The organism is Streptomyces sannanensis, from assembly GCF_039536205.1.
Taxonomy (GTDB): Bacteria; Actinomycetota; Actinomycetes; order Streptomycetales; family Streptomycetaceae; genus Streptomyces; species Streptomyces sannanensis.
Genome location: NZ_BAAAYL010000001.1, coordinates 29822 through 56206 on the forward strand (window position 1 = coordinate 29822; position 26385 = coordinate 56206).

General features: G+C 70.0%; 27 protein-coding genes and 4 pseudogenes. 15 read left to right on the plus strand and 16 right to left on the minus strand.

Annotated features, from left to right (window positions below; genetic code table 11):
* Positions 1-486: 486 nt before the first annotated feature.
* On the plus strand, positions 487-1443 hold the full coding sequence (locus ABD858_RS00185; protein ID WP_345033620.1) for a DUF389 domain-containing protein: 957 nt from the start codon (positions 487-489) through the stop codon (positions 1441-1443).
* A gap of 48 nt (positions 1444-1491) precedes the next feature.
* Here the strand turns inward: ABD858_RS00185 and ABD858_RS00190 are convergent, their stop codons facing one another.
* The 3 genes from ABD858_RS00190 to ABD858_RS00200 all read right to left on the minus strand — a co-directional run bounded on the left by ABD858_RS00190 (position 1492) and on the right by ABD858_RS00200 (position 3328).
* A complete protein-coding gene (locus ABD858_RS00190; protein WP_345033622.1) occupies positions 1492-1890 on the minus strand; it encodes a DUF4440 domain-containing protein in 399 nt (132 codons plus the stop codon).
* A 554-nt stretch (positions 1891-2444) separates the two neighbouring features.
* Positions 2445-2639 carry a hypothetical protein gene (locus tag ABD858_RS00195; RefSeq protein ID WP_345033623.1) on the minus strand — a complete coding sequence of 65 codons (195 nt, stop codon included), beginning with the start codon at positions 2637-2639 and terminating at the stop codon, positions 2445-2447.
* 41 nt (positions 2640-2680) lie between these two features.
* Positions 2681-3328 (minus strand): TNT domain-containing protein, encoded by a 648-nt coding sequence (locus ABD858_RS00200; RefSeq protein ID WP_345044173.1) that lies wholly within the window; start codon positions 3326-3328, stop codon positions 2681-2683.
* A 264-nt stretch (positions 3329-3592) separates the two neighbouring features.
* Between ABD858_RS00200 and ABD858_RS00205 the strand changes: the two genes are divergently transcribed.
* Positions 3593-3886 (plus strand): hypothetical protein, encoded by a 294-nt coding sequence (locus tag ABD858_RS00205; RefSeq protein WP_345033624.1) that lies wholly within the window; start codon positions 3593-3595, stop codon positions 3884-3886.
* A 63-nt stretch (positions 3887-3949) separates the two neighbouring features.
* On the opposite strand, the gene ABD858_RS00210 is transcribed toward ABD858_RS00205, so the two are convergent.
* A complete protein-coding gene (locus ABD858_RS00210; protein WP_345033625.1) occupies positions 3950-4831 on the minus strand; it encodes an SMP-30/gluconolactonase/LRE family protein in 882 nt (293 codons plus the stop codon).
* Between the two features lie 539 nt (positions 4832-5370).
* Here ABD858_RS00210 and ABD858_RS00215 point away from each other — a divergent pair.
* Positions 5371-6131, plus strand: a pseudogene (locus ABD858_RS00215) (phosphatase PAP2 family protein); the annotation flags it as partial.
* On the opposite strand, the gene ABD858_RS00220 reads toward ABD858_RS00215, so the two are convergent.
* The 4 genes and pseudogenes from ABD858_RS00220 to ABD858_RS00235 form a co-directional block, all read right to left on the minus strand.
* Complete coding sequence (locus tag ABD858_RS00220; RefSeq protein WP_425586122.1) at positions 6114-6263, minus strand: hypothetical protein; 150 nt, start codon at positions 6261-6263, stop codon at positions 6114-6116. The pseudogene ABD858_RS00215 and the gene ABD858_RS00220 overlap by 18 nt on opposite strands.
* Before the next feature lie 47 nt (positions 6264-6310).
* A complete protein-coding gene (locus tag ABD858_RS00225) occupies positions 6311-6514 on the minus strand; it encodes a hypothetical protein (protein ID WP_345045064.1) in 204 nt (67 codons plus the stop codon).
* Between the two features lie 208 nt (positions 6515-6722).
* Positions 6723-8000: pseudogene (locus ABD858_RS00230) on the minus strand (FAD-dependent oxidoreductase); the annotation flags it as partial.
* Positions 8001-8446: 446 nt separating this feature from the next.
* Entirely contained in the window at positions 8447-9112 is a 666-nt protein-coding gene (locus ABD858_RS00235; RefSeq protein ID WP_345033627.1) for a TetR/AcrR family transcriptional regulator, read from the minus strand.
* 82 nt (positions 9113-9194) lie between these two features.
* Between ABD858_RS00235 and ABD858_RS00240 the strand changes: the two genes are divergently transcribed.
* From ABD858_RS00240 to ABD858_RS00255, 4 genes and pseudogenes are all read left to right on the plus strand, one after another.
* Complete coding sequence (locus ABD858_RS00240; RefSeq protein ID WP_345033629.1) at positions 9195-10568, plus strand: GH1 family beta-glucosidase; 1374 nt, start codon at positions 9195-9197, stop codon at positions 10566-10568.
* Between the two features lie 56 nt (positions 10569-10624).
* Complete coding sequence (locus tag ABD858_RS00245) at positions 10625-11848, plus strand: MFS transporter (RefSeq protein WP_345033631.1); 1224 nt, start codon at positions 10625-10627, stop codon at positions 11846-11848.
* A gap of 205 nt (positions 11849-12053) precedes the next feature.
* Positions 12054-12221, plus strand: a pseudogene (locus tag ABD858_RS00250) (CBS domain-containing protein); the annotation flags it as partial.
* 128 nt (positions 12222-12349) lie between these two features.
* On the plus strand, positions 12350-14281 hold the full coding sequence (locus tag ABD858_RS00255) for an NAD-binding protein (RefSeq protein WP_345044175.1): 1932 nt from the start codon (positions 12350-12352) through the stop codon (positions 14279-14281).
* A gap of 4 nt (positions 14282-14285) precedes the next feature.
* On the opposite strand, the pseudogene ABD858_RS00260 reads toward ABD858_RS00255, so the two are convergent.
* Positions 14286-14909, minus strand: a pseudogene (locus ABD858_RS00260) (PucR family transcriptional regulator).
* Positions 14910-14930: 21 nt separating this feature from the next.
* Positions 14931-16622, minus strand: a complete 1692-nt coding sequence (locus tag ABD858_RS00265) for an acetolactate synthase large subunit (RefSeq protein ID WP_345033633.1) — start codon at positions 16620-16622, stop codon at positions 14931-14933.
* A gap of 213 nt (positions 16623-16835) precedes the next feature.
* Between ABD858_RS00265 and ABD858_RS00270 the strand changes: the two genes are divergently transcribed.
* Positions 16836-17573: a flavodoxin family protein gene (locus tag ABD858_RS00270; protein WP_425586123.1), complete on the plus strand. Its 738-nt coding sequence runs from the start codon at positions 16836-16838 to the stop codon at positions 17571-17573.
* An 83-nt stretch (positions 17574-17656) separates the two neighbouring features.
* Here ABD858_RS00270 and ABD858_RS00275 read toward each other — a convergent pair whose 3' ends face one another.
* Complete coding sequence (locus tag ABD858_RS00275; protein WP_345033635.1) at positions 17657-17923, minus strand: metal-sensitive transcriptional regulator; 267 nt, start codon at positions 17921-17923, stop codon at positions 17657-17659.
* A gap of 109 nt (positions 17924-18032) precedes the next feature.
* Positions 18033-19418, minus strand: coding sequence for an MBL fold metallo-hydrolase (locus ABD858_RS00280; RefSeq protein WP_345033637.1), 1386 nt, complete (start codon positions 19416-19418; stop codon positions 18033-18035).
* 154 nt (positions 19419-19572) lie between these two features.
* On the opposite strand from ABD858_RS00280, the gene ABD858_RS00285 reads away from it, so the two are divergent.
* Genes ABD858_RS00285 through ABD858_RS00295 form a run of 3 tightly spaced genes read left to right on the plus strand, consistent with a single transcriptional unit; the run spans position 19573 to position 21139 of the window.
* Complete coding sequence (locus tag ABD858_RS00285; protein WP_345033640.1) at positions 19573-19773, plus strand: hypothetical protein; 201 nt, start codon at positions 19573-19575, stop codon at positions 19771-19773.
* Entirely contained in the window at positions 19770-20516 is a 747-nt protein-coding gene (locus tag ABD858_RS00290) for a sulfite exporter TauE/SafE family protein (RefSeq protein WP_345033641.1), read from the plus strand. The genes ABD858_RS00285 and ABD858_RS00290 overlap by 4 nt, the downstream gene beginning before the upstream one ends.
* A gap of 50 nt (positions 20517-20566) precedes the next feature.
* Positions 20567-21139 carry a rhodanese-like domain-containing protein gene (locus ABD858_RS00295; RefSeq protein ID WP_345033642.1) on the plus strand — a complete coding sequence of 191 codons (573 nt, stop codon included), beginning with the start codon at positions 20567-20569 and terminating at the stop codon, positions 21137-21139.
* 235 nt (positions 21140-21374) lie between these two features.
* Here ABD858_RS00295 and ABD858_RS00300 read toward each other — a convergent pair whose 3' ends face one another.
* The 3 genes from ABD858_RS00300 to ABD858_RS00310 form a co-directional block, all read right to left on the minus strand.
* A complete protein-coding gene (locus tag ABD858_RS00300; protein ID WP_345033643.1) occupies positions 21375-22211 on the minus strand; it encodes an alpha/beta fold hydrolase in 837 nt (278 codons plus the stop codon).
* Positions 22212-22583: 372 nt separating this feature from the next.
* A complete protein-coding gene (locus ABD858_RS00305) occupies positions 22584-22796 on the minus strand; it encodes a hypothetical protein (RefSeq protein WP_345033644.1) in 213 nt (70 codons plus the stop codon).
* Between the two features lie 5 nt (positions 22797-22801).
* On the minus strand, positions 22802-23263 hold the full coding sequence (locus ABD858_RS00310) for a hypothetical protein (RefSeq protein ID WP_345033647.1): 462 nt from the start codon (positions 23261-23263) through the stop codon (positions 22802-22804).
* A 182-nt stretch (positions 23264-23445) separates the two neighbouring features.
* On the opposite strand from ABD858_RS00310, the gene ABD858_RS00315 reads away from it, so the two are divergent.
* Positions 23446-23664, plus strand: a complete 219-nt coding sequence (locus ABD858_RS00315) for a hypothetical protein (RefSeq protein WP_345033649.1) — start codon at positions 23446-23448, stop codon at positions 23662-23664.
* Positions 23665-23692: 28 nt separating this feature from the next.
* On the opposite strand, the gene ABD858_RS00320 is transcribed toward ABD858_RS00315, so the two are convergent.
* Positions 23693-24463 (minus strand): arylamine N-acetyltransferase family protein, encoded by a 771-nt coding sequence (locus ABD858_RS00320; RefSeq protein WP_345033651.1) that lies wholly within the window; start codon positions 24461-24463, stop codon positions 23693-23695.
* A gap of 137 nt (positions 24464-24600) precedes the next feature.
* Between ABD858_RS00320 and ABD858_RS00325 the strand changes: the two genes are divergently transcribed.
* The 3 genes from ABD858_RS00325 (at position 24601) to ABD858_RS00335 (ending at position 26305) form a co-directional block, all read left to right on the plus strand.
* Entirely contained in the window at positions 24601-24777 is a 177-nt protein-coding gene (locus ABD858_RS00325) for a hypothetical protein (protein WP_345033653.1), read from the plus strand.
* 386 nt (positions 24778-25163) lie between these two features.
* Positions 25164-25400 (plus strand): hypothetical protein, encoded by a 237-nt coding sequence (locus ABD858_RS00330; protein WP_345033655.1) that lies wholly within the window; start codon positions 25164-25166, stop codon positions 25398-25400.
* Complete coding sequence (locus ABD858_RS00335) at positions 25397-26305, plus strand: serine/threonine-protein kinase (protein WP_345033657.1); 909 nt, start codon at positions 25397-25399, stop codon at positions 26303-26305. Before ABD858_RS00330 ends, ABD858_RS00335 begins: the two co-directional genes overlap by 4 nt.
* Positions 26306-26385: the final 80 nt, after the last annotated feature.

A 26385-nucleotide genomic window follows, 5' to 3' on the forward strand; every position in this document is an offset into this window, starting at 1 on the left:
CGGAAGACCCCGCGCCATCGAGGGGCGGAGCAGAGACGGCGGAGGCCGGAAGCGGAAACAGGCGATGCTGTCGGCCGCCACACCTCGGCTGGGCACGGGCCGGTCGAGTGCCGTTCAGTGAGCCCCGAGCACCTTCCCGAAGTACATGTCGGCGTCGGACGGCTCCAGGTCGATCACAGGCCGAGGCCCATGAATGTTGGCCCGGAGCAAGCAGGGGGTGAGCGCCTGCATCCCCCGTGGCCCAGCCACCAGACGCCCCTTGTACCGAGTTCCTCTCGCTCCTGCAGGGCCTGTCCGGCGACCGAGGTCTGTCCGGGTGGTGGCTCAGGGCGTGGCAGGCGATGCCGACCGCGCCTGACCCGCATATACCGTCATCACCCTGCTGACCCGCGGCATCGACGCACGGACCTGAGATCACCCGCCGCCTCGCCCACTCGCCTCGAAGCCCCCTCGCAGCAATGAGCACCGCCCGGTTAACCTGCCCCCATGCTGCACCTCCGCCTGCTCACCCCCGCCGACAAGACCGACGACGTGGTGCGCCTGATCGAGAAGACAGTCGGGACCACGCACCTCGTCGTGCTGCCGGGCGCCGCCCGCAACCCCGTCGGCGATCTCGTCCTGTGTGACGTCGCCCGCGAAGCAGGTGACGAACTCATCGGTGCGCTGCGGGCGTTCGGCCTCGACAAGACCGGCTCGATCGCCGTAGAGAACATCGACCTGTCGCTCTCCGAGCGCGCCGACAAGGCGGAGGAGGAGGCACCGGGCGAAGGCGCGGACGCGGTGTTGTGGGAGCACCTTGCAGATGCGACGCAGGAGGAGTCGACGCTGTCGATCACGTACGTCGCCTTCCTCACCCTCGCCACGATGATCGCGGCCTGCGGTGTCGTGCTCGACAATGCGATCCTGATCGTGGGCGCGATGGCGGTGGGCCCGGAGTTCGGGCCGCTGGCGGGCTTGAGCACGGCCCTGGTCCAGCGCGCCCCTCGGCTCGCGCTCCGCTCCCTGATGGCGCTCCTCGTGGGCTTCGCGGTCGCCATGGCGGTGACGGTGGGGTTCAGCTGGTTCATGGACGTGGCGGACCTGTTCAGCAAGGCCCAGTTGGAGAGCGAGCGGCCCAACACCAGTTTCGTCTACGCCCCCGACGCCTTCTCCTTCGTGGTGGCGGTGCTCGCGGGCATCGCCGGCACGCTCTCGCTGACCTCCGCCAAGTCGGGAGCCCTGGTCGGCGTCGCCATCTCCGTGACCACGGTCCCGGCCGCTGCCAACGCCGCGGTGGCCCTGAGCTATGGGGACACGAGTCAGACAGCCGGCTCGACGAACCAGCTGCTGCTGAACCTGCTCGGCATCGTACTTGCCGGCACACTCACCCTGCTGGCTCAGAAGTGGCTGTGGGCCGAGCGCCGTAACCGGGGCCGCCCATTCGTCCGCCAAAAGCCCAGGTGAGCAACCAAGTTCGCGTCCCAAGTCGAACCGGGACGTTCAACGACAAGCTCAGGGCCGGTCGTACCAGGCGAACGCTGCAATCCGCCAGCCCTCCGGGGTGCGGACGAACTGGAAAGTCTTGGTCCCGCCGCCCTCGAACGGCTCACCGTCCAGAATCCCGGACTTGCGGTACTCGACGAACCGCGACGCGATGTCGCCCGCGATCTCGGTCCGTTCGGAGGTTTCCCACTCGGAGAAATCGACCAGGCGACCGTCGGTGAGCAGCTGCCGGCGAGGCTCGATGAACTCGTCCACGGTGTAAACCGTGAACTTCGGGCGGGTATTGACGATCACGCCGCCCGGAAGAACCAGCCGACGGATCCGGCCCACGTCGGCGGCCTTGCCGCCCCGGTTGTCAAAAGCGCCGAAGAACTCGGCGGTCACCACGTCAATCTCCGTCTTGGGCACGGCGCGACTCTACCGTCCGACCTCGGTGACCTCACGACTGCCCGCGTTGACCAAGGCCGCCGCGAACGCGGCGGCCTGGAGCGCCGTCGTCATGTGCTGCGCCGGACACGGCCGGCGCGCCCCGACCAGGGCCGCCCGGGCGGTGTCCCCTGCGTGGATCTCGCTCTGGCCCGGTCGGAGCCGATGAACCACCGTCGGTTCAGCCGGAGGCCGGCGAGGTGCCTGCTGACCGTCCGGCGGCTGACAGGTGTCCCGGCTGGAGTGAGTACGCGCTCGATGAGCCGACGACGTCCCTTGCCGGAGAGCGGTGCGTCTCTGTTCGTCATGCCATTCTCCTGGCCAGTGGGGTCGCTGCTTGGGAGGCTCACGCCACGCCGAGGAGGAACAGTCCGCAGGCCGTCACGAACAGTCATCCGGGATGGGACGCATGGCGAGGCCGGCGAGGCTGACGCCCGTGACCGTCCCCCGTCCCTCCCCCCGCAACAGGAGAGCCCCGAAGCGTGAAGTTCGGTCGAAGTACGTGGAGTGAGAAGGAGGCCCTCATGCTGGGGTGATCAGATGCCGAGCAGGGTACGGAGGTGGGCGCATGCTCCCGCCTCCGTGGCATGCTCGGCGACCGGCTCGTACGCGCCACGCTCGAACACCCCCGTCTCCCAACCGCCGGTCGGCCGCGCACGCAGATAGACGAAGTCAGTTGGGGTGGGCACAGGTTCGTGGACGCCCTCGATCCAGTAGTGCTCGGCGGGCACTCCAGCCTCCCGAAGTGCCCGTTCGAGTGTCTGCCGGTGGCTCACGCGGGGACGCGGACCAGATAGCCGTGGTCCAACAGCCACTTGACGTTCAGGCGCTGCCCCTCGCCTGGGGCGAGAAAGGCCGGGTCCAGCTTGATCTGCCGGCCACCGCCCGGCTGCTCGAACCAGGGTGCGATGGAGCCCTCCCAGACGAGGAACGGCTTGGTCACCTCGTACGTGTGGTAGTCGCACGGGAAGGCCGCATCCCGGGTGTTGAGGTTCTGTGGGGGCAGCGCACGCTTGGCGTACGGATCGCCGGCCGGGGCGAGGTACGAGCCGTACTCGGAGCCGAACCGGTCCAGGCGCTCGCCCTCGTCCAGCACCTCGGGGGCCTTGTCGACGGTGCCGTTGACCTCGGCGAAGCCGTCGTTCGGCGGGTACTTCCAGCTTCCGGTGTCGACCGGCCCCTCCCAGTACTTCTTGAGGAAGTCGGCTGACGAGAGCTTTCCGGTGCGGTGGTAGCGGTTGAGCAGCGGCCCGACAGGCGCCTGCCACTTCCGCGGCAGGTGCTGCGGGCCGAGCCGCTTGTCGCCCTCGAACTCGCCGGTGCAGGGGGCCGACGGCACGGCGACGACCGGGGAAGCGGCAGGCTCGGCCGAGGCCGCCTGGGCGGAAGGGGCGGCTGCGAGGGCGGCGGTGACACCCATCGCGGTGAGGACGGCGCGGATCCTCAAGTCGGTACGGCTGCGCTCCACGCGGGTCTCCTTCAATGAGCACTGTCGATGCGCGACACACAGTAGTGAATTCTTGACAGACGGCGACTGGCGTCGGGGGTGAATCGGCGATCGTGTCGAGGACCGTGCGGACACCCCCCAGTCAGCCCGTACCGAGCGGGCGAGATGACGGCGGCGTTGCCTCCGGCAGCGGTGCCCTTGACGAACTGACCGGCTGAACAGGGAGAACCCTGCCGCTTGGGCGTGACTCAAGACGCCGACTACTACCTCGACGTGAGCATCCTGCCGCGGGCGATGGAGGCCGGCATGTGGATCGCAGTGCGGCTCAGCAACTACGGCAACCTCGCCGTGGTGACCACACCGCGGCCGGACGGCAATGCCGGTCCGGATCAGGCCGTGGCGGACGGTGCGCTGTCCGAAAGGGATCGTCGGCAGTGGTGTCAGCTGGTGGTGGGCCAGGACCGTAGCAGCGCGGCGATCTTCGCGGCGGTGCAGGCGGGACAGATCGCGCGGGCCCGCGCTTTCGGGTAAATGGAGCCCGCCGGGTGCGCTTCGCGCACCCGGCGGGCTGCCCTCGACCGGAGCCTCCGCGCTCTACAGCGGAACGCTGACGACGGTGGAAGATGTCGCCGGGTCCGACCAGTCCGCATCGAACCGAGCGTTGACGACATAGAGGCGGCCCCCGTGAACGGCCGCTGTGGTGGGCTCGTCGAAGCGGGGGTCGGTGATGCGCTTGACGAAAGTCCCGCGGGTGCCGTCACCACTGAGCCGGAACACATCGATGGCGTAAGCCCAGTTGCGCACGACGTACAGGGTTCGGCCATGGACGACCAGGCCGTCTCCGTTGCTGACCGCCCCGCCGTCAAGGGCAGTCCGGGTGGCCTCCCCGGTGCGCGGGTCGACACGGTAGAGCGCCGACACGTTGTCGTTCACGATCAGCAGCGCCCTGCGGTCCGGCGTCAGCGCGATGCCGTTGGATCCCCAGACTTCTCCGCCGGGCGGCGTCGGCGCCCAGGCGCCGCCCAGCGGCAGCCTGCGCAGGGCAGAGGTCCCTGGCAGGGCCGGGCGCAGAGGCAGGTGGTACAGGACGTCGTTGAAGGAGTCCGTGAACCAGGCTCCTCCACAACCCACCACGACGTCGTTCACAAAAGTCGTGCCGGTTTCCGCCCGCCAGGATGCCAGCAGACGGCCGTCGTGCCGGTGGACGACACGGATCTCGCCGCTGTCGCCTCCCGCGACGAGCAGTCTTCCGTACGGATCGACCTTGAGACCGACCGATATCGGTCCCTGTCCCTCTCTGATGATCCGCCCACGTCCGGTGGCCAGTTCGGTCCGGTAGATCGAGCCGTCGAGCAGCGAGCCCGTGTACGCAACGGCACCCGGACCGATGGCGATCCCCTCGGGCTGGAAGCCCGGCGGAGTGGCTATCGCGTCCGGCCAGGATGCGCCGGTGCCGGCCTGGGCGACGGAAGCCAACGGCCCTACCAGGGCGGCACCGCCGAGCGCCGCAGCTGTGCCGATGAGATGACGACGAGTTAATGAGCGTGCCACAGTGCGGGTCCCTCCGACGGTGGAACAGCCAGATCTCCGGGCTGACGCTGACACCTCAGCACACCTTGTGGCGCATGACAGCACCGCATCCCCACCATTCACAAGGGAATGATGAAGCTCCTCTTCTGCCCCTCCGCCGACTGCCGGCTGCTACGGCACCCCGGGTGGCGCGGACGGGCGTCAGCGCGCCGGCGAGCGCCGCGGCAGGCGGGGCGTCGGCCATGCGGTGTCCCAGTACCGGCCCGCCCACGTCTCGGCGTCCGCGAACGGCCCAACCATCCCCCGGGGCGGCCATCCCCTCGTGGTCCTGCGGGCCATGAAGGCACGTGAGGCCGCAGCGCGGGGTGGCGGCACGTCGGCGCCTGGCAGGTGGTCCGTCGGCCGTCAACCCTGCCGATCGGCAGGGGCACAGCCTCCCGAACGGCAGGGGTGCGCGGCGCGGTCCGTTCCTACGGTCGGTGGGCATGGACGCAGACTCTCGTATCCGACCCGGCCGAACCCACAGGGGACGGCTCCGCACCGGCCGCCGGGCGGCGACCGCGGCCCGGCCCCGGCTTTCGGCCGGCGTCGTCCTCCTCGCCCCCGCGGTGGCCTGTGGCGGGGCCGCCGGGGTGGCGGCGTTGGTCCCGGGCGGTGTCGGCCGGGCCGAACCGGTGGCCGTCACGGATGGCACGTCGGTCGACGCGTACCGGGCGGTCACCGGGTGGGTCGCCGACGCGAGCACCGGGACCGGCACCCTGCTCGGCCTCGCCACCGAGGGGGTGCTGGTGGTCCTCGGGCTGCTGGCAGTCGTGGCGGGCTGGCGGGCCCTGCGGGACCGGGACGCCGTCCGCTCGGTGGGCGTGCTGCTCACCGTCGTCGGCGCCTGTGCCGCGTACACGCTGAGCGAGGCGCTGAAACTCGTCGTGGACGAGGAACGGCCCTGCCGTGCGGTACAGGGCGCTGTGGCGGCGGCGGTGTGCCCGGAGCCGGGCGACTGGTCGTTCCCCAGTAACCACGCCACCCTCTCGGTCGCGGTCGCCACCGGGCTCGCGATGTGCCGGCCCCGGTGGGCGTGCTGACACTGCCGCTCGGGACGCTGGGCGCCGTGCTGCGGGTCGCGGTCGGCGTGCACTACCCGCACGACGTGATGGCCGGGGCGCTGCTGGGCGCCGCCGTGACCGTGGCGGTGGTCCTGGTGGGCCGCCCGTACGCGGTGCGTGTCTGGTCAGCCGTGTGGGCGCGGCGCGTGAACCGTCTCGCCCGTGAGCGCGGGTGGGGCCGGGGGGATCAGTCCGGCCTGGTGGGCCACGACGGCGGCCGCGGCCCGGTTCTCCACCCCGAGGCGTGCCAGGATCGAGCTGACGTAGGACTTCACAGTGCCCTCGGTCAGATGCAGGCGGCGCGCGATACTGGCGTATGCCGTCAGCAGGGTGTCGGCCCGCAGCCGCAGTTCGGGGGTTTCCGCCCGGCGACGCTGACGGACATCACTTCGCTGCCGACGGCATGGGCGAGGCTGACGTCCGGAGTGGTGCTTGTGCCGACGAGCGGATACGGGTACCAACTGTCGGGCTTCTCGTCGTCGGCGTTCCGGACGCCGAGTTCGATGGTGTCCCCATCGGAGTCCATCACTCGTGAGCCCGATTTCCGTTCATGGCCGCAAGTCCCGTTGCGGTTGCCGGTCAGCACAGCCACGAGTGGACGCGGCCTTCTTGCCGCGCTCGAGGGCGGGGATTGTGGGCGCCGCCGATACCACCGGACAGGCGCATACGCACTGCGGTCGGTACGACCGGACGGTCCGCAGCACTGCCTGCCGCGAGCGCAGGCAGGTCCGGCCTCAGGACGCCGGCCGGCCTGGCAGGGTCTGACGTTCGCGGTCGTCGTCTTGCGTGCGGACGAGGTTGCCCTCCTGCGCCCGGTGCTCGTGCACAAGCCGAACCGCCATTGCCCCTTCGCCCGCGGCGGAGGCCACTCTCTTGACGGACCCGCTCCTGACATCGCCGGCCGCGAAGACGCCGGGCAGCGTGGTTTCCAGCATCAGTGGTCCGCGTCCCGGCGGTGCCCACACATCCGGGTCGCCCCGGGCCTCGGCCTCGGGGCCGGTGAGGACGAATCCGTGAGAATCCAGCGCGATGACGTCCTTGAGCCACTCGGTGGGCGGCCGGGCCCCGATGAAGACGAACAGGGCGCGGGCCCGCAGCTCCCAGCTGTCCCCGGTGACGTTGTTCCGGAGGACCAGCGCTTGCAGGACACCCTCCCCACGCACCTCGTGCACCTCGGTGTTGAGCAGTACCTTCACCTTCGGTTGGCGTTGCACTTGGTCGACGAGATAGCGCGACATGTCCCTGCCGAGGTCGCCGTGCCGGACGAGCAGATGCACCTCGGGGGTGAACTGGGCGAGGAACAGCGCTCCCTGGCCGGCGGAGTTGCCCCCGCCGACCACGGCCACCGGGTCCATCCGGCACATGTTCGCCTCGAGGATCGTGGCGGCGTAGTACACACTGCTGCCCTCCAGTCGCTGGATGCCCGGGACGTCGAGCCGGCGGAAGCGCGCCCCCAGGGCCAGGACGACCGTGCCGGCCTCGGTCTCGGAACCGTCCGCGAAGGTGACGGCGTAGTGGCCGCCGCGGGGTGCGAGCGCCGTGACCTCGGCGGGCACCGTGATCCGCGCGCCGAACTTGCGCGCCTGGAGCACCGCGCGCTCGATGAGTTCGGCCCCCGAGATCCCGGAGGGGAAGCCCAGGTAGTTCTCGATACGCGAGGAGGTGCCGGCCTGGCCTCCGGTGGCGACCGCGTCGACGGTGACGACGGCGAGACCGTCGGACGCGCCGTACACGGACGTGGCGAGCCCGGCCGGGCCCGCACCGATCACCAGCACATCGCACCGGGCGCTGTCGGGCGCCGGTACGGAAAGCCCGATGAGGCGGGCGAGCTCCGCGTTGTCGGGATTGCGCAGTACTTGGCGCCCTCTCCAGATGACGACCGGCGTCTCTTCCGGCCGGATGCCGAACCTGCGCAGCATTGCCTCGGCCTGATCGTCCTTCTCCAGATCGATCCAGCGGTGCGGCAGACGGTTCCGTGCGGCGAACTCGCGCAGCCGCAAGGTATCCGGCGCCGGTCACGGAGTCCCACGAACCGTTCGCTCAGGACGCCGGCGATCGCGCCGGGCGCTGCGCTGCTCACCGCGAGCCGTTCGACGGGAAATCCCTGGTCGGAGAGGTGGTCGACCGCGTGTTCCCCCTCCACGTACGTGGTGCGTCTGTTCCCCTCGTCCATGTCCGCTCCTTTCCGGAACGGCGCGAAGCGCCACGGTTCCCCGTGACGGCTCCGGCGTCGCGGCCACCGGCATTCCGGATGCCTGCGCCTGCGGACCCCAGTGAACTCTCGACCTTTCATTACAAAACTCTCACGGGTTAGCAAATTTGTGCAAATAGAATCGGATCAATGCGCGTCGCTGCCGAGCAGCTCATGGACATGGTTCAGCCAACCGCGGGCCACGATCGACGGGCGTGTGCCTGCGCCGGGCGCACCGTCCGGCAAGGACTCCCGTGTGGCCGGACGTCACCGCGCGCCCGTGTCCGTCGGCGGCCCCTGGCTCAGATAGGCCCGTAGCAGCCTTTTGCACTCGGCGATGAGCGCGGGATCGCCGTCGGCGTCGTGCCGGAAGGCGAGTCCGAGTACGGCTTCAGCGGATTCCAGGGCCACGCGGACGGCGACCGGTGTGATGTGCGGGCCGAGGGCGTCACGGGTGAGTGCCCACAGGCGATCGGCGACGGCGGTGTTGTCGTCGGCTCCGGCATCGAGCAGCTGTCCGGTGTCCTCACGTCCGACCGCCCCGAAGTCCACGACGCCGAAACCCGGCACGGAACGGCGCATGGCGACGAATTCCTCGACGGCCAGGTCCACGACACCGGCCGTACTGCCCGGCGCCTCGGCTGCCATCCGCCGGGCGAGCCGATCGGTGTAGCGCTCCAGATTGCGAAGGGCCAGCGCGCTGAGCAGAGCATCCCTGCCGGAGAAGAACTGGTAGAGGGTGCCGATCGGCACCCTCGCCCTGCGCGCCACCTCCTTCGTGGTCAGGGCCACATATCCGACCTCGTCCAGGAGCTCCGCGCACGCGTCGATGATGCGTTCCACTCGCTCGGTGCTGCGCCGCTGCACAGGCCTGCGTCGCAGTGCCGCGTCCCGTGAGGTGACCGGTGGCGCCGTATTCGTCTCGTCCCGCACGGTGCAACTGTGCCGGATGGGGCGTACCGTTGGCGAGCCATCAATGATGAGCCCTACTCATGTTTAATGGGAGGAGCGCACCATGAACCGTCCACACCACCCGCCTCTGCCCGACGGCTTCGTCTGGGGGGTCGCCACCGCCGCTCACCAGATCGAGGGAGCCGTCGACGAGGACGGCCGGGGGCCGTCCGTGTGGGACACCTTCGCTGCCCGTCCCGGCACGGTCCGTGACGGTCACACCGGCGCGGTCGCGTGCGACCACTACCACCGCTATGCGGAGGACGTGTCCCTGCTTCAGGCCCTGGGAGTGGACGCCTACCGCTTCTCGATCGCCTGGTCGCGTGTCCAGCCGTCCGGTTCCGGCCCGGTCAACTCACGGGGTCTGGACTTCTACGACCGGCTCACCGACGCACTCCTCGCCGTCGGAGTCACGCCGGTTCCCACTCTCTTCCACTGGGACTTGCCGCAGGCACTGGAGGACGAGGGAGGCTGGCTGCACAGGGACACCGCCGCCCGTTTCGCCGAGTACGCGGCGCTCGTCGCAGACCGGCTGGCGGACCGGACGCAGCGCTGGATCACTCTCAACGAGCCCTTCGTGCACATGGCTTACGGCTATGCCCTGGGGGTCCACGCGCCCGGCCGCGCGCTGATGCTCGACGCCCTGCCGGCCGCGCATCACCAGCTCCTGGGCCATGGAATGGCGGCGACGGCGCTGCGCGATTCCGGGGCGGCCGAGGTACTCCTCGTCAACAACTGCACCCCGGTACGGGCAGCGGGCCCCACGGCCGAGGACCGAGCGGCGGCGGAAGCGTACGACACCCTGCACAACCGCCTCTTCAACGACCCGGTCCTGCTGGGGCGTTACCCGGACCTCTCGGTCTTCGGAGCCGGTGAGGACCTGCGCGGGGCGGTCCGGGACGGCGATCTCGACATCATCGGCGCGCCGGTCGACGCGCTCGGCGTCAACTACTACAACCCTACCTGGGTCGCCGCCCCGGACGGCCCCGGTCTGCCCTTCGCCGAGGCCGACGTCCAGGGGTACGAGCGGACGGCCTTCGGCTGGCCCGTTGTGCCGGACGGCCTCACGGAACTGCTCATCGGCCTCAAGGACCGTTACGGTGCCGCCCTGCCGCCGGTGTTCATCACGGAGAACGGCTGCTCCCAGCACGACGTGGTGACGGACGGCAAGGTCGCCGACCCAGGCAGGATCGCCTATCTCGACGGGCACGTGGGCGCGGTCACCGAGGCCGTCCAGGCGGGCGTGGACGTGCGCGGCTACTTCGCCTGGACGCTGATCGACAACTTCGAGTGGGCCGAGGGCTACCACCAGCGATTCGGTCTCGTGCATGTGGACCACGTATCACAGGTCCGCACGCCCAAGGACTCCTTCGCGTGGTACCGGGATCTCATCGCCGCTCATCGGAGGGCGCACGCCAAGCCCCACTCCTCAATATGAGTGAAAGTCATGTTCCGTGCTCCGGCCGGGACACACCACCACCACGCGGAGAAGGCGTGCCGGACGTGCCGTCGGTCCGTGTCACGGGCCGGTGGACCGCCGCGCTCAGCCTTGCGACGCTCGCCGTGTTCATGGCGTTCTTCACCCCCATTCAGATCCTGCTGCCACTCCAGCTCGCTCATGTCGACGCGGCGTCCAAAGCGTCGGCGCTGGCCTGGGTCACCGGCTTCGGCGCGCTGGTGGCCCTCCTGGCCAACCCTCTGGCGGGTGCCCTGTCAGACCTTACGACGAGCCGCTTCGGACGCCGCAGGCCATGGATCGCGGGCGGCGCACTCGCGGGGGCCGTGGGGCTCGTGCTCACCTCGCACCAGCAGAGCGTGCCCGGAATCACCGCGGGATGGTGCCTCGCCCAGGCGGGACTCAACGCCATGCTCGCGGGGGTGACCGCACCCGTCGCCGACCAGGTGCCGGTCGGACAGCGGGCGGCGGTGTCCGGCTGGACGGGTATCACGCAGTCGCTGGGCCTGGTGCTCGGCGCACTGCTCGTCACCACCGTCACCGACGACGTAGGGTCCGACTACCTGCTGATCGCCCTGCTGACCGTGGCCTTCGCCTTGCCGTACACCCTCTGCTTCAGCGAGCCGCTGTTGCCTCGCCGATCGCGCCGACCGCTGCGGCCCGTCCTTCTGCTGACCGGTCTGTGGGTCAGCCCGCGCCGGCACCCCGACTTCGCCTGGGCCTGGCTCAGCCGTTTCCTGATCAACCTGGGCAACGCCCTCGGCACGCTCTACCTGTTGTACTACTTGACCGACGAGGTTCACCTGAGGGACCCCGACTCCGGGGTGCTGATCCTCACTCTCCTCTACACCGGCGCGGCGGCGTGCACGGCTGTCCCGGTGGGTGTCGTCTCCGACCGACTGGGCCGCCGCAAGCCCTTCGTCGTGGGCTGCTCCGTCGTGATGGCCGCCGCGGCTCTGATGCTCGCGACCGCGCACAGCTGGCCCGCCGTCATGGCGGCAGCCGTGGTTCTCGGCGCCGGCTTCGGCGTCTACATCGCCGTCGACCAGGCCCTGGTCACCCAGGTACTGCCCACCGCCGAGAACCGCGCCAAGGACCTCGGCGTGATCAACATCGCCAACTCCGGCCCCCAGGTGCTCGCACCGGCCCTCGCCGCCCCGGTCGTCGCCCATCTCGGCGGCTATCCGGCGCTGTACGTGGTGACGGCGGGGGTGACGGTCGCGGGCGGAGTTCTCGTGGGGAGAATCCGCGGCGTCCGCTGACGACGTGTCCGGTATCCGCCGTGGGTATCCCCTCAAGTCGCCGGGGCGCTTCTGCTCGGAGGGCTCAGCACCTCCCCGTCCGTCGCGTCTGCTGCCCCGGACATGGCCAACTCTCAGACGGCGGACGGTGCGACGATCCCCTTGGCCGACTCATGACGTTCCCCGCCGAGTACCCGGGGCGGCTACATCGTCGACGCGGACGGCCACCGCGCTGGAGGTCTCGGCGCTCATGGCACGGGTACGCAGCCCGCTCGTGGCAGTGGTGGAGAAGGACAAGACCGGCACGCACCTGCTCGGTGTGATCACCGCCTCGCATCTGCTCCACGAGCTCCTCGGAGCAGCGGGCACCCAGAGTGAGGTCCCCGGGGAGTGACGCCGCGGAGCGGCCCCGTATGGTCCCCCAGAAACCTCGAAGTAACCCTGTCCCCTGGCCATGGAGTCTTGGCAAACGTGTCCTCACTTCTTCCTCAGCAGACTCAAAGCGGCGTACCCGCAGGGCAGATGATCGTGTGCGGCGACGACGCGCTGGCCGCCCGGCTCGCGGCCGAGTTGCACGACGTCTACGGGGAGCGGGTGACGCTCGTCCTCCCTCCGGTTCGGTCCTCCGCGAGTCGGAGGCCGTCCATGGCGCCGAACCGAAGCCGGGCTTCGACGCTGATCGGACGGATGTCCGCGGCAATGAGCAGGCCGGGGGTCGCCGACCAGACCGGGTCCAGTGGCGAGTTCCTCCTCCCCGTACGCGAGATGGAGGCCGCCGAGCCGTCGGAGGAGGTGCTGCGCGAGGCCGGTGCGGAACGAGCCACGGCTTTGGCCCTCGTGTACGACGACGACGAGAGCAACATCAGGACCGCGCTGGCCGCCCGGCGGCTCAACCCACGGCTGCGGCTCGTCATCCGCCTGTACAACCGCAAGCTGGGCCAGCATCTGGAGGAGCTTCTCGACCAGGCCGCCGTGGTCGCCGTGCCGGGCCTGGACCTGGCCGCGCTGGACGCCTCCACCACCGTGCTGTCCGACGCCGACACCGCCGCCCCGGCACTCGCCGCCACTGCCGTGACCGGTACGAGCAAGGTCGTCCAGGCCGACGGGCTGCTTCTGCGTGCCGTGGAGCGCACCCCGCCGGGACGTGGTGCGGTCTCCGATCCCGGCCTGTGCACGCTCGCACTGCTGTCGTCGACCACCGATGATCCAGCCGGCGCGGAAGGCTCGGACAACAGCGGCCCGCGGGGGCCGTTGCTCCTGCCCGACGACGCCATGGTCGCGGCAGCCACCAGGCGCGGCACCGTGGTGCTGGAGACCGTCTCGTACGCCGGGCCGCCGGTGCAGGCTCGCCGCTTGGCAGGACGGTTCGCGCCGCTCGGGGACGTCTTCTCCCGTCGGCTGCGCCGGGCGCTCGCCGGAGTCCTGGCAACCGTGGCCGCCCTGACGGTCGCGTCCTGGCTCACCATCGGGGACCACCCGCTGCACGCCGCCTATCTGGTACTCCTCGACCTCTTCGCCATCGGGGACCCGGCCGTCGGGGAACCGACCACCCGCCAGGTGCTCCAGCTCCTCGCCGGGCTGGTCGGCCTCGCGGTGCTGCCCATCCTGGTGGCCGGGTCGCTGGAAGCCCTCGGCGCGTTCCGGGGGACGGCTTCACTGCGCCGCCCTCCACGGGGGTTGGCGGGACATGTGGTGCTGCTCGGCCTCGGCAAGGTCGGCACCCGGGTGCTGACCAGGCTGCGAGAACTGGACATCCCGGTGGTGTGCGTGGAGGGGGACCCCGAGGCCCGGGGCATCCCGGTCGCCCGTCGGCTGCGCGTCCCCGTGGTGCTGGGCGACGTCACCCAGGAAGGCGTACTGGAAGCCGCCAAGATCCACCGGGCGGATTCCCTGCTCGCCCTGACCAGCGCTGATACGACCAACCTGGAAGCGGCTCTGTACGCCCGTGCCGTGAAACCGGAACTGCGAGTGGCGCTGCGGCTCTACGACGACGACTTCGCCACCGCCGTCTACCGCACCCTGCGCGCCGCCCACCCCGAGGCCCTCACCCGCAGCCGCAGTGTGTCCAGCCTCGCCGCGCCCGCGTTCGCCGGGGCGATGATGGGACGGCAGATCCTGGGCGCCATCCCCGTGGAACGCAAGGTGCTGCTCTTCGCCGCGCTCGATGTGGCCGGTCACCCGCAGTTCGAGGGCCGGACTGTCGCGGAGGCGTTCAAGGCAGGGGCGTGGCGGGTGATCGCCCTGGACACGGCGGAGCCCGCCGAACGCCGACCGGACCTCGCCGTCTCCCGCCCGGACGACGACCGTCGGACCGGCGCCGAACTGCTGTGGGATCTCCACCCCGGTCACGTCCTGAAACCGGAGGACCGGGTCGTCGTCGCCGCGACGCGCCGCGGACTGGCTGAACTCCTCGGACGGCGGCCGGCGCCTCACCCGGACCTGCGAAGGGCGTGACTGGTCACAGCTCCTGGGCCGGCCGGTCCAGGAGGCGGGCTCCGACCAGCGCCGTCCGGAGTGTGCAGCGGTGCACGGGGGCGCCCGGTCGGAGCCGGTCAGTTTGTGGATACGATCGAACCGGTACGTCATCGCCCACACGCTCAGGGAGAGCCGCCGGGCGGCCTCGGCGGCCACGCAACCGGTGTCGAAGTACGCGGTGAGGGTGTCAATCAGCGGCTGGGCACCGCCGCGGGCCTGCTGGAGCGGGCCGAGAACGCTCAGAACCAGGTCGGCCGTGGCCTGCCGGTCGCGGGTGAGCACCGGGTAGACCAGAAGATCGGCTGCGTTGCGGCATCGGGTCCTCCAGGTTCATCCGGGCCGCCAGGTCGAGAGTGTTCAGGGCCTCCTCGTCATCGTCGATGAACTCGCGGCGGGCAGCCTCCTCCTGACGTATCGCGAGTTGCTGGGCCCGCTCATGGCCCTCGGAGAAGGCATCCACGGCCTGCTCGACGACGACGAGCAGATGACCGACGGCGGAGAACGGCAATCGGCGCAGGACCGACTGTGCCGCCGAAAGGTGTGCCCGGACCAGGACACGCAACCCGATGCCTGCCTCCGCGGCCCGCTCGCCGCGGAGACGGAGCAATTCACGTCATCCGGAAATGTCTCAGAAGGGACCGTGGAGTGCCCCGAGTTTGTCGGTCAGGCGCAGGTTCTCGGAGTAGTCGACGGGGCAGGCGATCACGGACACGGCGTCGTCGTCCAGCGCGCGCTGCAGCGCGGGCAGCAGCTGGGCGGCCGCCTCGACCAAGTAGCCGCGGGCGCCGAAGCTCTCTGCATAGGCGACCAGGTCCGGGTTGGTGAAGCGGGTGTGGCTGTGGCGGCCGAGCTCGAGATCCATCTTCCAGGTGATCAGGCCGTATTCCTCGTCGACCAGGACGAGGACGACCAGGGGGATGTGTTCGCGGACGGCGGTCTCCAGTTCCTGGGAGTTCATCAAGAACGAGCCGTCGCCCATCATCGCCAAGACCCTCCGTTCGGGCCTGGCGAGCTTGGCGGCGATCGCTCCGGGCAGCGCGAATCCCATGGTGGACAGGCCGTTGGAGAGCAGGCAGGTGTCCGGCTCGTACGCCGGGTACAGCCGAGCCATCCACATCTTCCCGGCACCGGTGTCGGCGAGCACGATGTCGTGGCGGTCCAGTGCGGTGCGGACGTCGGCGACGACTCGCTGCGGGACCAGCGGGAACGACTCGTTGTCGCGTCCGTACTGCAGTTCCTCGCCGAGCAGCGCCCGGATCTTCTCGCCGGCATCCGTGTCGTATGCGGGCCGGTCGGGCAGTGCTGCCGCCAGCGCGTCCAGTGCTTGGGAGAGGTCGCCCTCCACTCCGACCGTCACCGGGTAGTGAGCGTCCACCTCGGCGGGGAAACGGTGCAGGTGCACGATTCGCTTGTCGCCGTGGGGATTGATCTTCCGGGGGTCGAACTCCTGGACCTCGTATCCCACGCAGATGAGGGCATCGGCCGCATCGAAGCCGAAGTTGCCGTAGTCGTGGCGCATGAAGCCGACCGCGCCCAGCGCGTTCGGATGGTCATCGGGGAAGACGCCCTTGCCGTGAAAGGTGGTCGCCACGGGCACGTTCAGTCGCTCAGCGAAGCGCACCAGTGCCGCCGAGGCCCCGGCCCTGGCGGCGCCGTGGCCGGCGAGTACGACGGGGCGCCGCGCCGCCTTGAGCACCTCGGCGGCCCGTGCGATCTGGGAGTCCGAGGGGGCGTCGGCATGCACGGTGTCGACCTGGAGAGGGGCGAGCGGCGTCGTGGGGTGCGCGGCTTCGATGTCCTCGGGGACGGCCAGGAAGACGGCACCGGGGCGTTCGCTCTGCGCGGTCTTGAACGCCTTGCGCACCATCTCCGGCACTGCGTCCGGGCTCTGGACGCGGGCCGACCATTGGGTAACGGGAGCGAACATGGACACCAGGTCGATGACCTGGTGCGACTCCTTGTGGACCCGGCCCAGCGAGCCTTGGGCGGCCAGGGCCACCATCGGTGTGCTGTTGGTCGTTGCGTCCGCGGTGCCCAGCAGCAGATTGATCGCGCCGGGCCCCAGCGTGGCCGAGCACACTCCCGCCCGGCCGGTCAGCCGCCCGTAGATCTCCGCCATGAAGGACGCGCCCTGCTCGTGGCGCACCAGGACGTAACGGATCTCGGAGCCGTTCAGCGCGTCGACGAAGCGGATGTTCTCCTCACCGGGGATCCCGAAGACATACTCCACGCCCTCGGCCTCCAGACAGCGCACCATCAGGTGCGCGACGTCCTCTGCGGTCGCTGTGCTCCGGTAACCGGGCGTGCGCTGGGTGTCCACGGGCCGAACTTAGGCAGGCCGTGCCGCACCGGCCACCCATCATCGGCCGAGCGGGCGAGAGCCCGCCCGTCCCCCGTGCCGATCGGCCTCACACGCTCCGGCGGCACGGCGCCCGTTCGGATGTGCTGGTGTGGCAGAAGGCGCGGCCGGATCGCACGATGGACCCGTTGCGCCGCCGTGGACCGAACGGTGGCAGGGCTCCAGGAGGACCGTGTGACCGCTTCGGCTCCCGCCACCGGCTCACCGCCCGCCCGGTACGACGACCTGCGCGCCATGGTGATCAACTGCACTCTCAAGCGGTCCCCGGAGCAGAGCAACACCCAGGGACTCGTCGACCGCAGCACCGCCATCATGAACGCACAAGGCGTCCACGTGGACGTCGTGCGGGCCGTGGACCACGACATCGCCACCGGCGTCTGGCCGGACATGACGGAACACGGCTGGCAGACCGACGCCTGGCCGACGCTGTACGAGCAGGTGATGGCCGCAGACATCCTCGTGCTGGCCGGACCCATCTGGCTGGGCGACAACAGCTCCGTGATGAAGCAGGTCATCGAACGTCTCTACGCCTGCTCCAGCCTTCTCAACAAGGCGGGCCAGTACGCCTATTACGGCCGGGTCGGCGGCTGCCTGATCACCGGCAACGAGGACGGCGTCAAGCACTGCGCGATGAACGTCCTCTACAGCCTTCAGCACCTCGGCTACACCATCCCTCCCCAAGCCGACGCCGGATGGATCGGCGAGGCCGGCCCCGGCCCCTCCTACCTCGACCCCGGCTCCGGCGGCCCCGAGAACGACTTCACCAACCGCAACACCACCTTCATGACCTGGAACCTGCTGCACCTGGCCCGAGCGCTCAAGGACCTCGGCGGCATTCCCGCCTACGGCAATCAGCGCACCGCCTGGGACGCCGGTTGCCGCCGCGACTACGAGAACCCCGAGCACCGATAGACCAACGGTGGCCGCCCGTGGCACAGCGGAAACAGGTGATGGCCCGCCCGGTCGGGGCGGGCCATCAGTGTCCCCTGCGATGGTCAGGCCAGGGCGAGGAAGAGCTTTTCCAGTTCCGCTTCGGTCATCGGTGGGGCATCGCCGTCCGCGTCGGCCAGGCACTGGCGCATGCCGCTTGCCACGATCTTGAAGCCGGCCCGGTCGAGTGCACGTGAGACTGCAGCGAGCTGTGTGACCACGTCCTTGCAGTCCCGTCCGGCCTCGATCATGGCGATCACTCCGGCCAGCTGGCCCTGGGCGCGCCGTAGCCGGTTGAGTACGACTCCGATCGCTTCCTCGTCGACCACCATGGGGGCACCTCCTCGTTTTCCGTCTCAGGCTCATGATACCCAAGGGGGTATACCACGGGTTGGGCGTCGCCGTCGGCTGCCTCCTCGGCGGCTTTCCGAGGTGTGACCGTTATGCCTGTTCGCGCTGGTGGGCGGTGTGCCAGGCGTTGTATCCGCCGAGAAGATCGGAAGTGGCGGAGTAGCCGTGGTGACGCAGGAGACTCGCGGCGATGGAGGAGCGGTGGCCGCCGGCGCAGTGGACGACGAGGGCGCGGTCGGCCGGTACTTCCGCAAGGCGGTAAGGCAGTTCGGGCAGGGAGATGTGCAGGGAGCCGGGGATGTGGCCCTGGTCGCGTTCGGCGCCTGCGCGCACGTCGATCACGAGCGGCGGGTGTTCCGTCGCGAGGGTGTGCCGGAGGTCGGCGACGGTCCGGCGGGGGGCAGGGGTGACCTGGTCGGCGGCCGCGCGGAAGGTGTCCTCGGGCTCGGGGAGGTATCCGGCCGTGCGATCGAAGCCGATGCGGGCAAGGCGGGTGACCGTCTCTGCTTCGCGTCCCTCGGGTGCGATGACGAGGACTTCCCGGTCGGGGGCCAGCACGGTGCCGGCCTGTTCGGCGAACCGTCCGTCGGCGGGGATGTTGAGTGACCCTCGCAGGTGGCCGGCGGCGAACTCGTGCGGGTCGCGCGCGTCGACGACGACAGCTCCGGCGGCCCGGCGCGCGAGGAACTCCTCGCGGGTGAGGGCCCGGGCGGCGTCGGCCGGGTCGAACAGTGCGTGCATCTTGCGGTTGAGGTCGGCGTCGTAGCTGAAGTAACCGGGCGCCGCGGACTGGCCTTCGGTGACGAGGGCGACGAACTCCTCTTCGCCCATCGGGGCGCAGGCGTAGTTGGTGGCGCGCTGTTCACCGATGGTGGAGTGGCGTTCGGTGGACAGGTTCTTGCCGCAGGCGGACCCGGCCCCGTGGGCGGGGAAGACGCGCACCTCGTCCGGCAGGGCCATCAGCTTGTTGTGCACGCTGTCGTAGAGCATGCGGCCGAGTTCGTCGGCGCTGACGCCGACGGATGCCAGCAGGTCGGGGCGGCCGACGTCGCCGATGAAGAGGGCGTCGCCGGTCAGCACGCCGTACGGGACCGTGTCGTCGGCGTGCTCGCGGACCAGGACACCGATCGACTCCGGCGTGTGGCCGGGTGTCTCCGTGATCTCCAGGGTGACTTCGCCCAGGCTGATCCGTTCACCCTCGGCGAGGTGGCGGACCGGGTACTCGGTGCGGGCGTGCCGGCCGTAGCCGATCCAGGCGCCGGTGCGGGCGGCGAGTTCCAGGTGGCCGGCGAGGAAGTCGGCGTGGAAGTGGGTGTTGATGACTCCCTCGATGGTGAAGCCGCGGGCCTGTGCGTCGGCCAGGTACTCGTCGACGTCCCGGCGCGGGTCGACGACCACCGCTCGGCCGGTGGACTCGTCGGCGATCAGGTAGGAGGCCTGGGAAAGGCAGTCGAGGTAGTGCTGAGCGAAGTACACGGGGGCTCCTTGTTGTGAGGGCGGCTGATGCGGCCCACGCTCGAAAAAATACCCAGGGGGGTATATGCTCACTCTCGAAGATACCCCATGGGGTATTGGATGTCCGGTCGTCGGCATCCGACCCCCTCCCACGCAACCGCCCGGAGACCCACCGATGGCCATGCCACACGGCCGTATGCGCCCAGCCGAGACCATCCCTGCCGACACCCGCGCTCGCGCCGCTGCGGGCGAGACGTTGCTCCTCGACGTACGAGAGGTACGAGACGAGGCTCAGCAGTCACTCCCCCTGCGCGGCATTCCGGCCGGGGCGCCGCAGGGACTGCCGGTGCACAGCGGGAACGGCCCGGCCATATGACTGCCGTGATCCTCGCGCTGATCGCCGGGGCCGTCGTCGGCCTCGCGCTCGGCGGCCTGGGCGGGGGCGGCGGCATCCTGGCCGTACCCGCTCTGATCTACCTGCTCGGCTTCACCCCTGCCGCCGCCGGCTCGGCGAGCCTGCTGATCGTGGCCGCGACCTCCCTCACCGGGCTGCTCGCCCACGCTCGCAGCGGCCGGGTCCAGTGGCGCACCGGGTTGCTGTTCGCCGCGGCCGGCCTGCCCACTGCAGCCGCCTTCGGCGCACTGTCCCCGCATGTCCCCGGGACCCTGCTCACCATGGCGTTCGCCGTTCTTGCGGGCCTGGCCGCCTGGCGCATGCTCGCGCCCCGGCGGGCCACGACCCCAGACCGGAAGGCCGGCGTGATCAAGACCGCAGGCATCGGCGCATGCCTCGGGGGAGTGACAGGGCTCCTCGGCGTCGGAGGCGGATTCCTCGCCGTGCCCGCCCTGATCTCGATCCTCGCCCTGACGATGGCGGAGGCCGTCGGCACCAGCCTGCTGGTGATCAGCATCAACTCGGTGGCCGCCCTCATTCCGCGCCTCGGCAGCGACATGGGCATCGACTGGGCTGTGGTCGGCCCGTTCACCGGGGCCGCGATCCTCGGCGCCTTCGACGGCAAGCGTTTGGCCCACAAGCTTTCGGGCCCCGTCCTCCAGCGCACTTTCGTCTTCGCGCTCCTCGGCGTGGCCGCCTTCATGGCCCTCGACGTCATCGTCTAGCCGAGCCGCCGCACCCCTCACACACCCTGATGAGAAAGAGAGAATCCCTGATGACCGCCTCCCTGACCGTCGAGCAGCTCCACACCCGGATGGAGCGCGTGACCGTGATCGATGTCCGCTCCCCCGGCGAGTACGCCGCCGGCCACATTCCCGGCGCACACAACATCCCCCTCGACCAGCTGCAGCGCGCCCTGCCCACGCTGCGCGCAGCCGTCGCCGCCGGCAGCACCTTCGCCGTCGTCTGCGCTTCCGGCGCCCGCTCGGCGTCCGCATGCGGCCAGCTCGCAACGGCCGGAATTCCCGCGTCCACCCTCGTCGGCGGCACCACAGCCTGGGCCCAGGCCGGTTTCGGCATCGACCGACCCGCCGGTGGTGCACGGGCCGTATGGGCCATGGACCGCCAGGTCCGCCTCGCCGCGGGCACGCTGGTGCTGCTCGGACTGCTGGCAGATCTCCTCGTTCCCGGCGCCCGCTGGTTCTCCGCGGCCATCGGCGCGGGCCTCGTCTTCTCCGCCCTCACCAACACATGCGCCATGGGCATGCTGATCAGCCGGCTCCCCCACAACCGCCCCCGCACCGGGGCGCGCGACCTGACGGAGACCCTCTCCGCGATCGCCCCCTGAGCCGCACCCCACCACCCATGCGGCATGTGGATGCCCCGGCCTGGGCAGGACGCGGCCGGGGCGTCCCCCTTCCTTGAGCCCGCAGATCCTGTCGGCGCCCTCTCCGCGGCAGCGCGACACAGGCTCGAGCGCCGGCCGAACCGCCGGCTGGGCCGCGCGTTGTTCCAAGGTGATTCGACATGACCTGACTGGGAGTCAGGCGACTGGGCCAAGCAAGGTCAATGTCGATGAGTTCTCACCCCAGGAACTCCGCGATGGTCGCCACGAAGCCGTCAGCGTCGTCGAGCCACGGGAAGTGTCCGGCTCCGGGCCGAATGACGAGCCTGGCGTTCGGAAACAGCTCGGTGAACTCGGCCATAGCGCGAGGAGGGGCTCCCAGGTCCGTCTCCCCGGCCAGCAGTAGCACCGGCGGTGCGAACCGGGCGAGCGCGGTGCGGGTGGCGTCCGGGTCGAAGGCGCCTTCGGCGCCGAAGGCAGCCACGACCTCGATGTTCTTCCGCTCTTCGTCAGCAGCGTGATGGGCCTGAGCCGCCTCGTCCCAACGGCCGTAGGAAAACGGCGCGATGGCCCGCCAACTGTCGGCGGTGGCCTTGCCCGCCAGGATCGCCTCCAAGGCCGCGTACGCCTCCGGAAACCACGGCTCGTCCCGGCGGAGCTGCGCGGTCTCGCGCCGGAGGTCTCCTGTGATCGTGGCGTCGACGGCCCTGACACTCGGCGTGATCAGTGCGAGCTTGCTGACATGTTCCGGATGGCGGCCCACGTACAGCGCGGCCAGGTTCGCGCCGGCGCAATGCGCCAGCAGGTCCATCCGATCCAGGCCGAGGTGCTCGCGCAGGGCCTCCACGTCATCAACGAGTCGGTCGCAGCGGTAGGAGGCAGCGTCCTCCGGTGCAGCGGACTGGCCGGTGCCCCGGAGATCCAGCCTGATCAGCTGCCGGTGCGCGGAAAGGCCGCCGAGGTCGCCGAGGTATGCGGAGTCCGTCGGCCCCCCTGGCAGGCAGACCAGCGGCCGGCCCTCTCCGAACACGTGGTAGGCGAGCTTGGTTCCGTCATGCGCGGAGAAGGTAGGCATGGCCGAGACCCTGTCAGCGGCCTTCGGACAGAGCAACTGGGTTTTGCCTCCGCCGAGACGTACGCATAGTCGTCGCACCGACCCGATCCGAAGGGACACGCGTTGTGCCACACATCAGGAGCACGGCCGAGACCCGTATCGCCTGCCAGACCCAGGGCGACGGCACCCCACTGGTCCTTCTGGCGGGCCAGGCGAGCACCCACCACTGGTGGGATCACATCTGTGGCCAGGCCAGAGCCCGCCGCCAGGCAGGCCCTGCTCGAAATGATGTACTCCCCGGCCTGGTTGGCAACCCACTCCGGCCCCTACAACACGCTCGCTGACCCCGCCGTGCCGGCCTACGCCCAGAGCCGGCACCCTGCCCGCCGGCAATCAGCACGACGCGTGGAATGTACTGCCCGACATCTGCGTACCCACGCTGGTAGTGCACGGCGACACCTCCTCGATCCCGCGGCGAACGCCGCCCTGCTCACAGACCGTATCCGGGGTGCCCGGCTGCGGCTGAGCCCTGGCGCGCGGCACGCCTGCTTCGAGGAATTCCGTGTCACCGCCGGTTCCCTCGTCCTGGGCTTCCTCGAAGAGCACGGCCGCTACACCAGCTCCTCGTAGAGGTTGATCTCGACGGGCTTGCGTCGGTGGAGCGGCTCCAGGCGATCGCTCAGCATCTCGGCCCATTGGCCGAGGTCGTCGCCGGTGTCGTGGAAGAACCAGGAGTTGAAGGTTCCGAGAGCGCGAAGGACACTGTCGGGCGCGTAGAGAAGTTCGCATTGGACTTGTACGTGGTGGTCGTGCTCGCCACCGTCATCGGAGACGGCGAACTGCCGGGTGAGGCCCAGGGTGAACATCGGCGGCCCGTCGAAGGAGTACGTGCCGTACTGGAGGAGCAGCCCGTCGGCTTCGGGGATGGGTGGCGTGTCGAAACGTCGGCGTCCGAAACTCAGGAAGGCCGGCCAGGCCTCCCAGGTGGTCAGGCCGATGATCGAGCATTGACCGCTCTGCAGCTCGTCCCGCAGGGAGGCAAGGGCTTCTTCCAGAGGTGGTTGGCGGGGCATACGTTTCTCCTCGAGCTCCGGGCGTGGCGGGCGCGGTCCGGTGGCTCGGACTCCGTCCCCTTCCGCTGGTCCACGAAGCCCGCCGCGAGCATACGCGGCGGCCCGAAGGTGTCCGCCGGGATACTGCCGGAGCCCCGTGTCGCCGATGTGCACCGGTCGCGCCGCCGGCACACGCTGGAAGCATGACCGACGCAGCACGGACACCGATCGTCGTCCTCGGAGTCACACCGGGCGATCGGCCCTTCCGCCTGGTCCAGATCAACGGGATCACGGTGGGGGCCGCCCACGACTTGCTGGACGTGATCAAGATGGCGCATAGGGAAGGACTGCAGAACATCGACCTCGACGATCCGGCGTGGGTGAGATGGGTCGGCGGCGGCAAGTACAAATGGAATCCCTGACGGAGTCACCGCGAGGGACGTCGGTCTCTCATGCGGTACGAACCTCCGGCACCCGGGCCAGTACCAGATCGAAGTGCTCCCGGTAGGTGGCGAGGACTTCGGCGTCGGTTTCCAGGTGCTGTTCCTGGCGTACGCCGGCCACCGTGGTGATCAGTGTGCGTCCGCTCAGCGTCACCCGGCCGCGGGGGGTCAGCCGGGAGCAGACCAGGGACCGGGTGAAGTGCGAGGCGGGCGACGTACGGTGCCACCAGGCTCCGGACTCGAAGTCCGCCAGCTCTCGCGTCCGTGTCTCAAGCCGGTACTGCGGCTTGCCGTCTCTGAGTACCTCGAGGTCCCCGCCCTCGGTTTCGACGACCTGGAACATGCCGGCCGGGTCACGCTGCTCGCCCCGCCCGTCGAGGGCCAACGGGTGATGGCTGTGGTCGCCGAACCCGACGTCGACGAGCCACGACCGGGCCGAATCGGCCGTACGGACGCGCAGCGCCAGATGGTCGTAGGGAATGCCGGGCCGGCCGTCCCGTCCGGACGCCCGCGCCTGGAGCAGCTCCACCCGGAATCCGACGGCCCGCAGCAGCGCGGCGAACGCCCCGTTGAGTTCGTAACAGAAGCCCCCGCGCCCTCTGTCCACGACTTTCTCGACCAGCAATGTCTCATCGAGCACGATGTCCTCGCCGAGGTGGATGGACAGGTTCTCGAAGGGCACGCTCATCAAGTGGCACAGCTGCAGCTCACGCAGGACGTCCGCGGTGGGCCGTTCGGGCCGGGTGGCGCCGATGCGGCGGAGGTAGGCGTCGATCATGAGATCACTCTTCTCCCCTTCTCTGCCCGCCCGCCACCACCTTGTCATGGACACTGGGCGAGAAATTTTCCGGGAACGCCATCCACCGGCCGTTCTGGGACGTATCCCGACTGAAAGTATTTTCAGGAAGGAAGCTCATGGCGATCTTTAGTTATCTCATTCCCGCGAACCATCGTGACTGGGGCTGGGACTCGTCGGAAGAGCGTTTCTTCGACGAGGACCATCACGACCATGACCACCATGACCATGGCCGTCATGACCACCATGACCACCATGACCATGACCATGGCCGTCACGACCACCACGGTTACTAGTGGCGACCGCACCGGATGGTGGGGCGGACCCGGAGCCCGGAGCTCCTGGTCCGCTCCGGCCGCAACTCGTGAGGAACGGGTGCCATGGCGCATGTCTCATGGCATGTTCTGCGGCGCCTGCTGTCGGTGGCCGACGACCCGATGCCGTTGTCGCCGCCGCACCGCCAGTCGCCCCGCGTGAGGTGTTCCGACGGTTCTGGCCCTGCACACGGGGTGGCCGGCGCCGGCTCGTTCCGGTACTCGGCTTCTGCATGGTCGGGCCCGTCGTCGACGCGGCCGAGATCTGGCTGTTCGATGGTGGACGATGTGCTTGTCCGCGCCGGCGCCTCGCGATCGCCCGCGCGATGCCCAGTCGGGGGCCTGGACGCCCAGCCGGGCGACGGATCATGGAATCGCTGCGCCGGCGAATAGCCGGGCGCACCACCATCGTGGTCTCCCACAATCTGTTCACCGCCCGCGACGCCACCTGCATCGTGGTGCTGGACCACGGCCGAATCGTCAAGCGCGGCACGCACGAAGAGCTGTTCCGGCGCGGTGGGACCCACCCGGATCCACCGGCTGAGCGCAGCGACCGGCCACGCTCTCGCCGGTACCCCCGCCCCTGGGGGAAGGTGCTCTCATGAGCCGTACCACCGCACGACCGTCTCCGCCGCTGGCGCCCGGAACGAAACCCGGGCCCGGCTACGAGGTCCTGGCCCATCTGGCCCGGACCGGCTGGCTCGACATCTACGACGCATGGAGCGAGGAGCGCGACTGCCGATGCGTGGTGAAGGTCGTACGCCCCGACCGCCACCACGAGGAGCAGTTGCGCGAACGGCTGTTGAGGGAGGGCCACTGGCTCCGGACCTTCACCCATCCGCACCTGGTCCGCGCGTACGAGACCTTCGAGACGCCCGAACCGCTCGTCGTCCTGGAATCCCTGACCGGCGAAACGGTGGCCCACCTCATTCACCGGTTGCCGCGCCGCCCGGCCGCCACAGACATAGCCGTCCTCGGCGTGCATCTCTGCTCGGCGATCCACTACCTGCACGGCCAAGGCCTGCTGCACCTGGACCTCAAGCCGTCCAACGTCGTGGTCGACTGCCGACACGCCAAAGTGCTCGACCTCAGCGTCGCCCGGGCGCCCGGCGGCGCCCCTCCGGGCATCGGCACCCACTGCTACCTGGCCCCGGAGCAGGCGCGCGGCGGTCGGCTGACGGCCGCCGCCGACGTGTGGGGCGTCGGCGTCACGCTGTACGAGGTAGCCTCCGGCGACGTGCCGTTCCACAGCGGCGACACCATGGACGAGGGCGAGGCCATGGACGGGACCGGCGACCCGGACGGCCGGGACGACTGGTATCCGCAGCTCGAGGAGCCTGCCCCGCCGATCGGGTCCCGTCGGCGCCTGCCGCACGGTCTCGCCGCAGCCATCGACAGCTGCCTCCGTCCTGATCCGGCCGCCCGGCCCACCGTTCCCGAACTCGCCGCAGCCCTCGATGCAACGCTGCCCCTGCAGCGGCGTCAGGTTTCGCCGTCCACGGATGGCTGACACCTACCCAGCGGCAGAGCGCCCCTGGGCTCGGCGGGAGCCCTGGGCACCCCCGACGGAGTCCTGGCGGGACGGCAGCC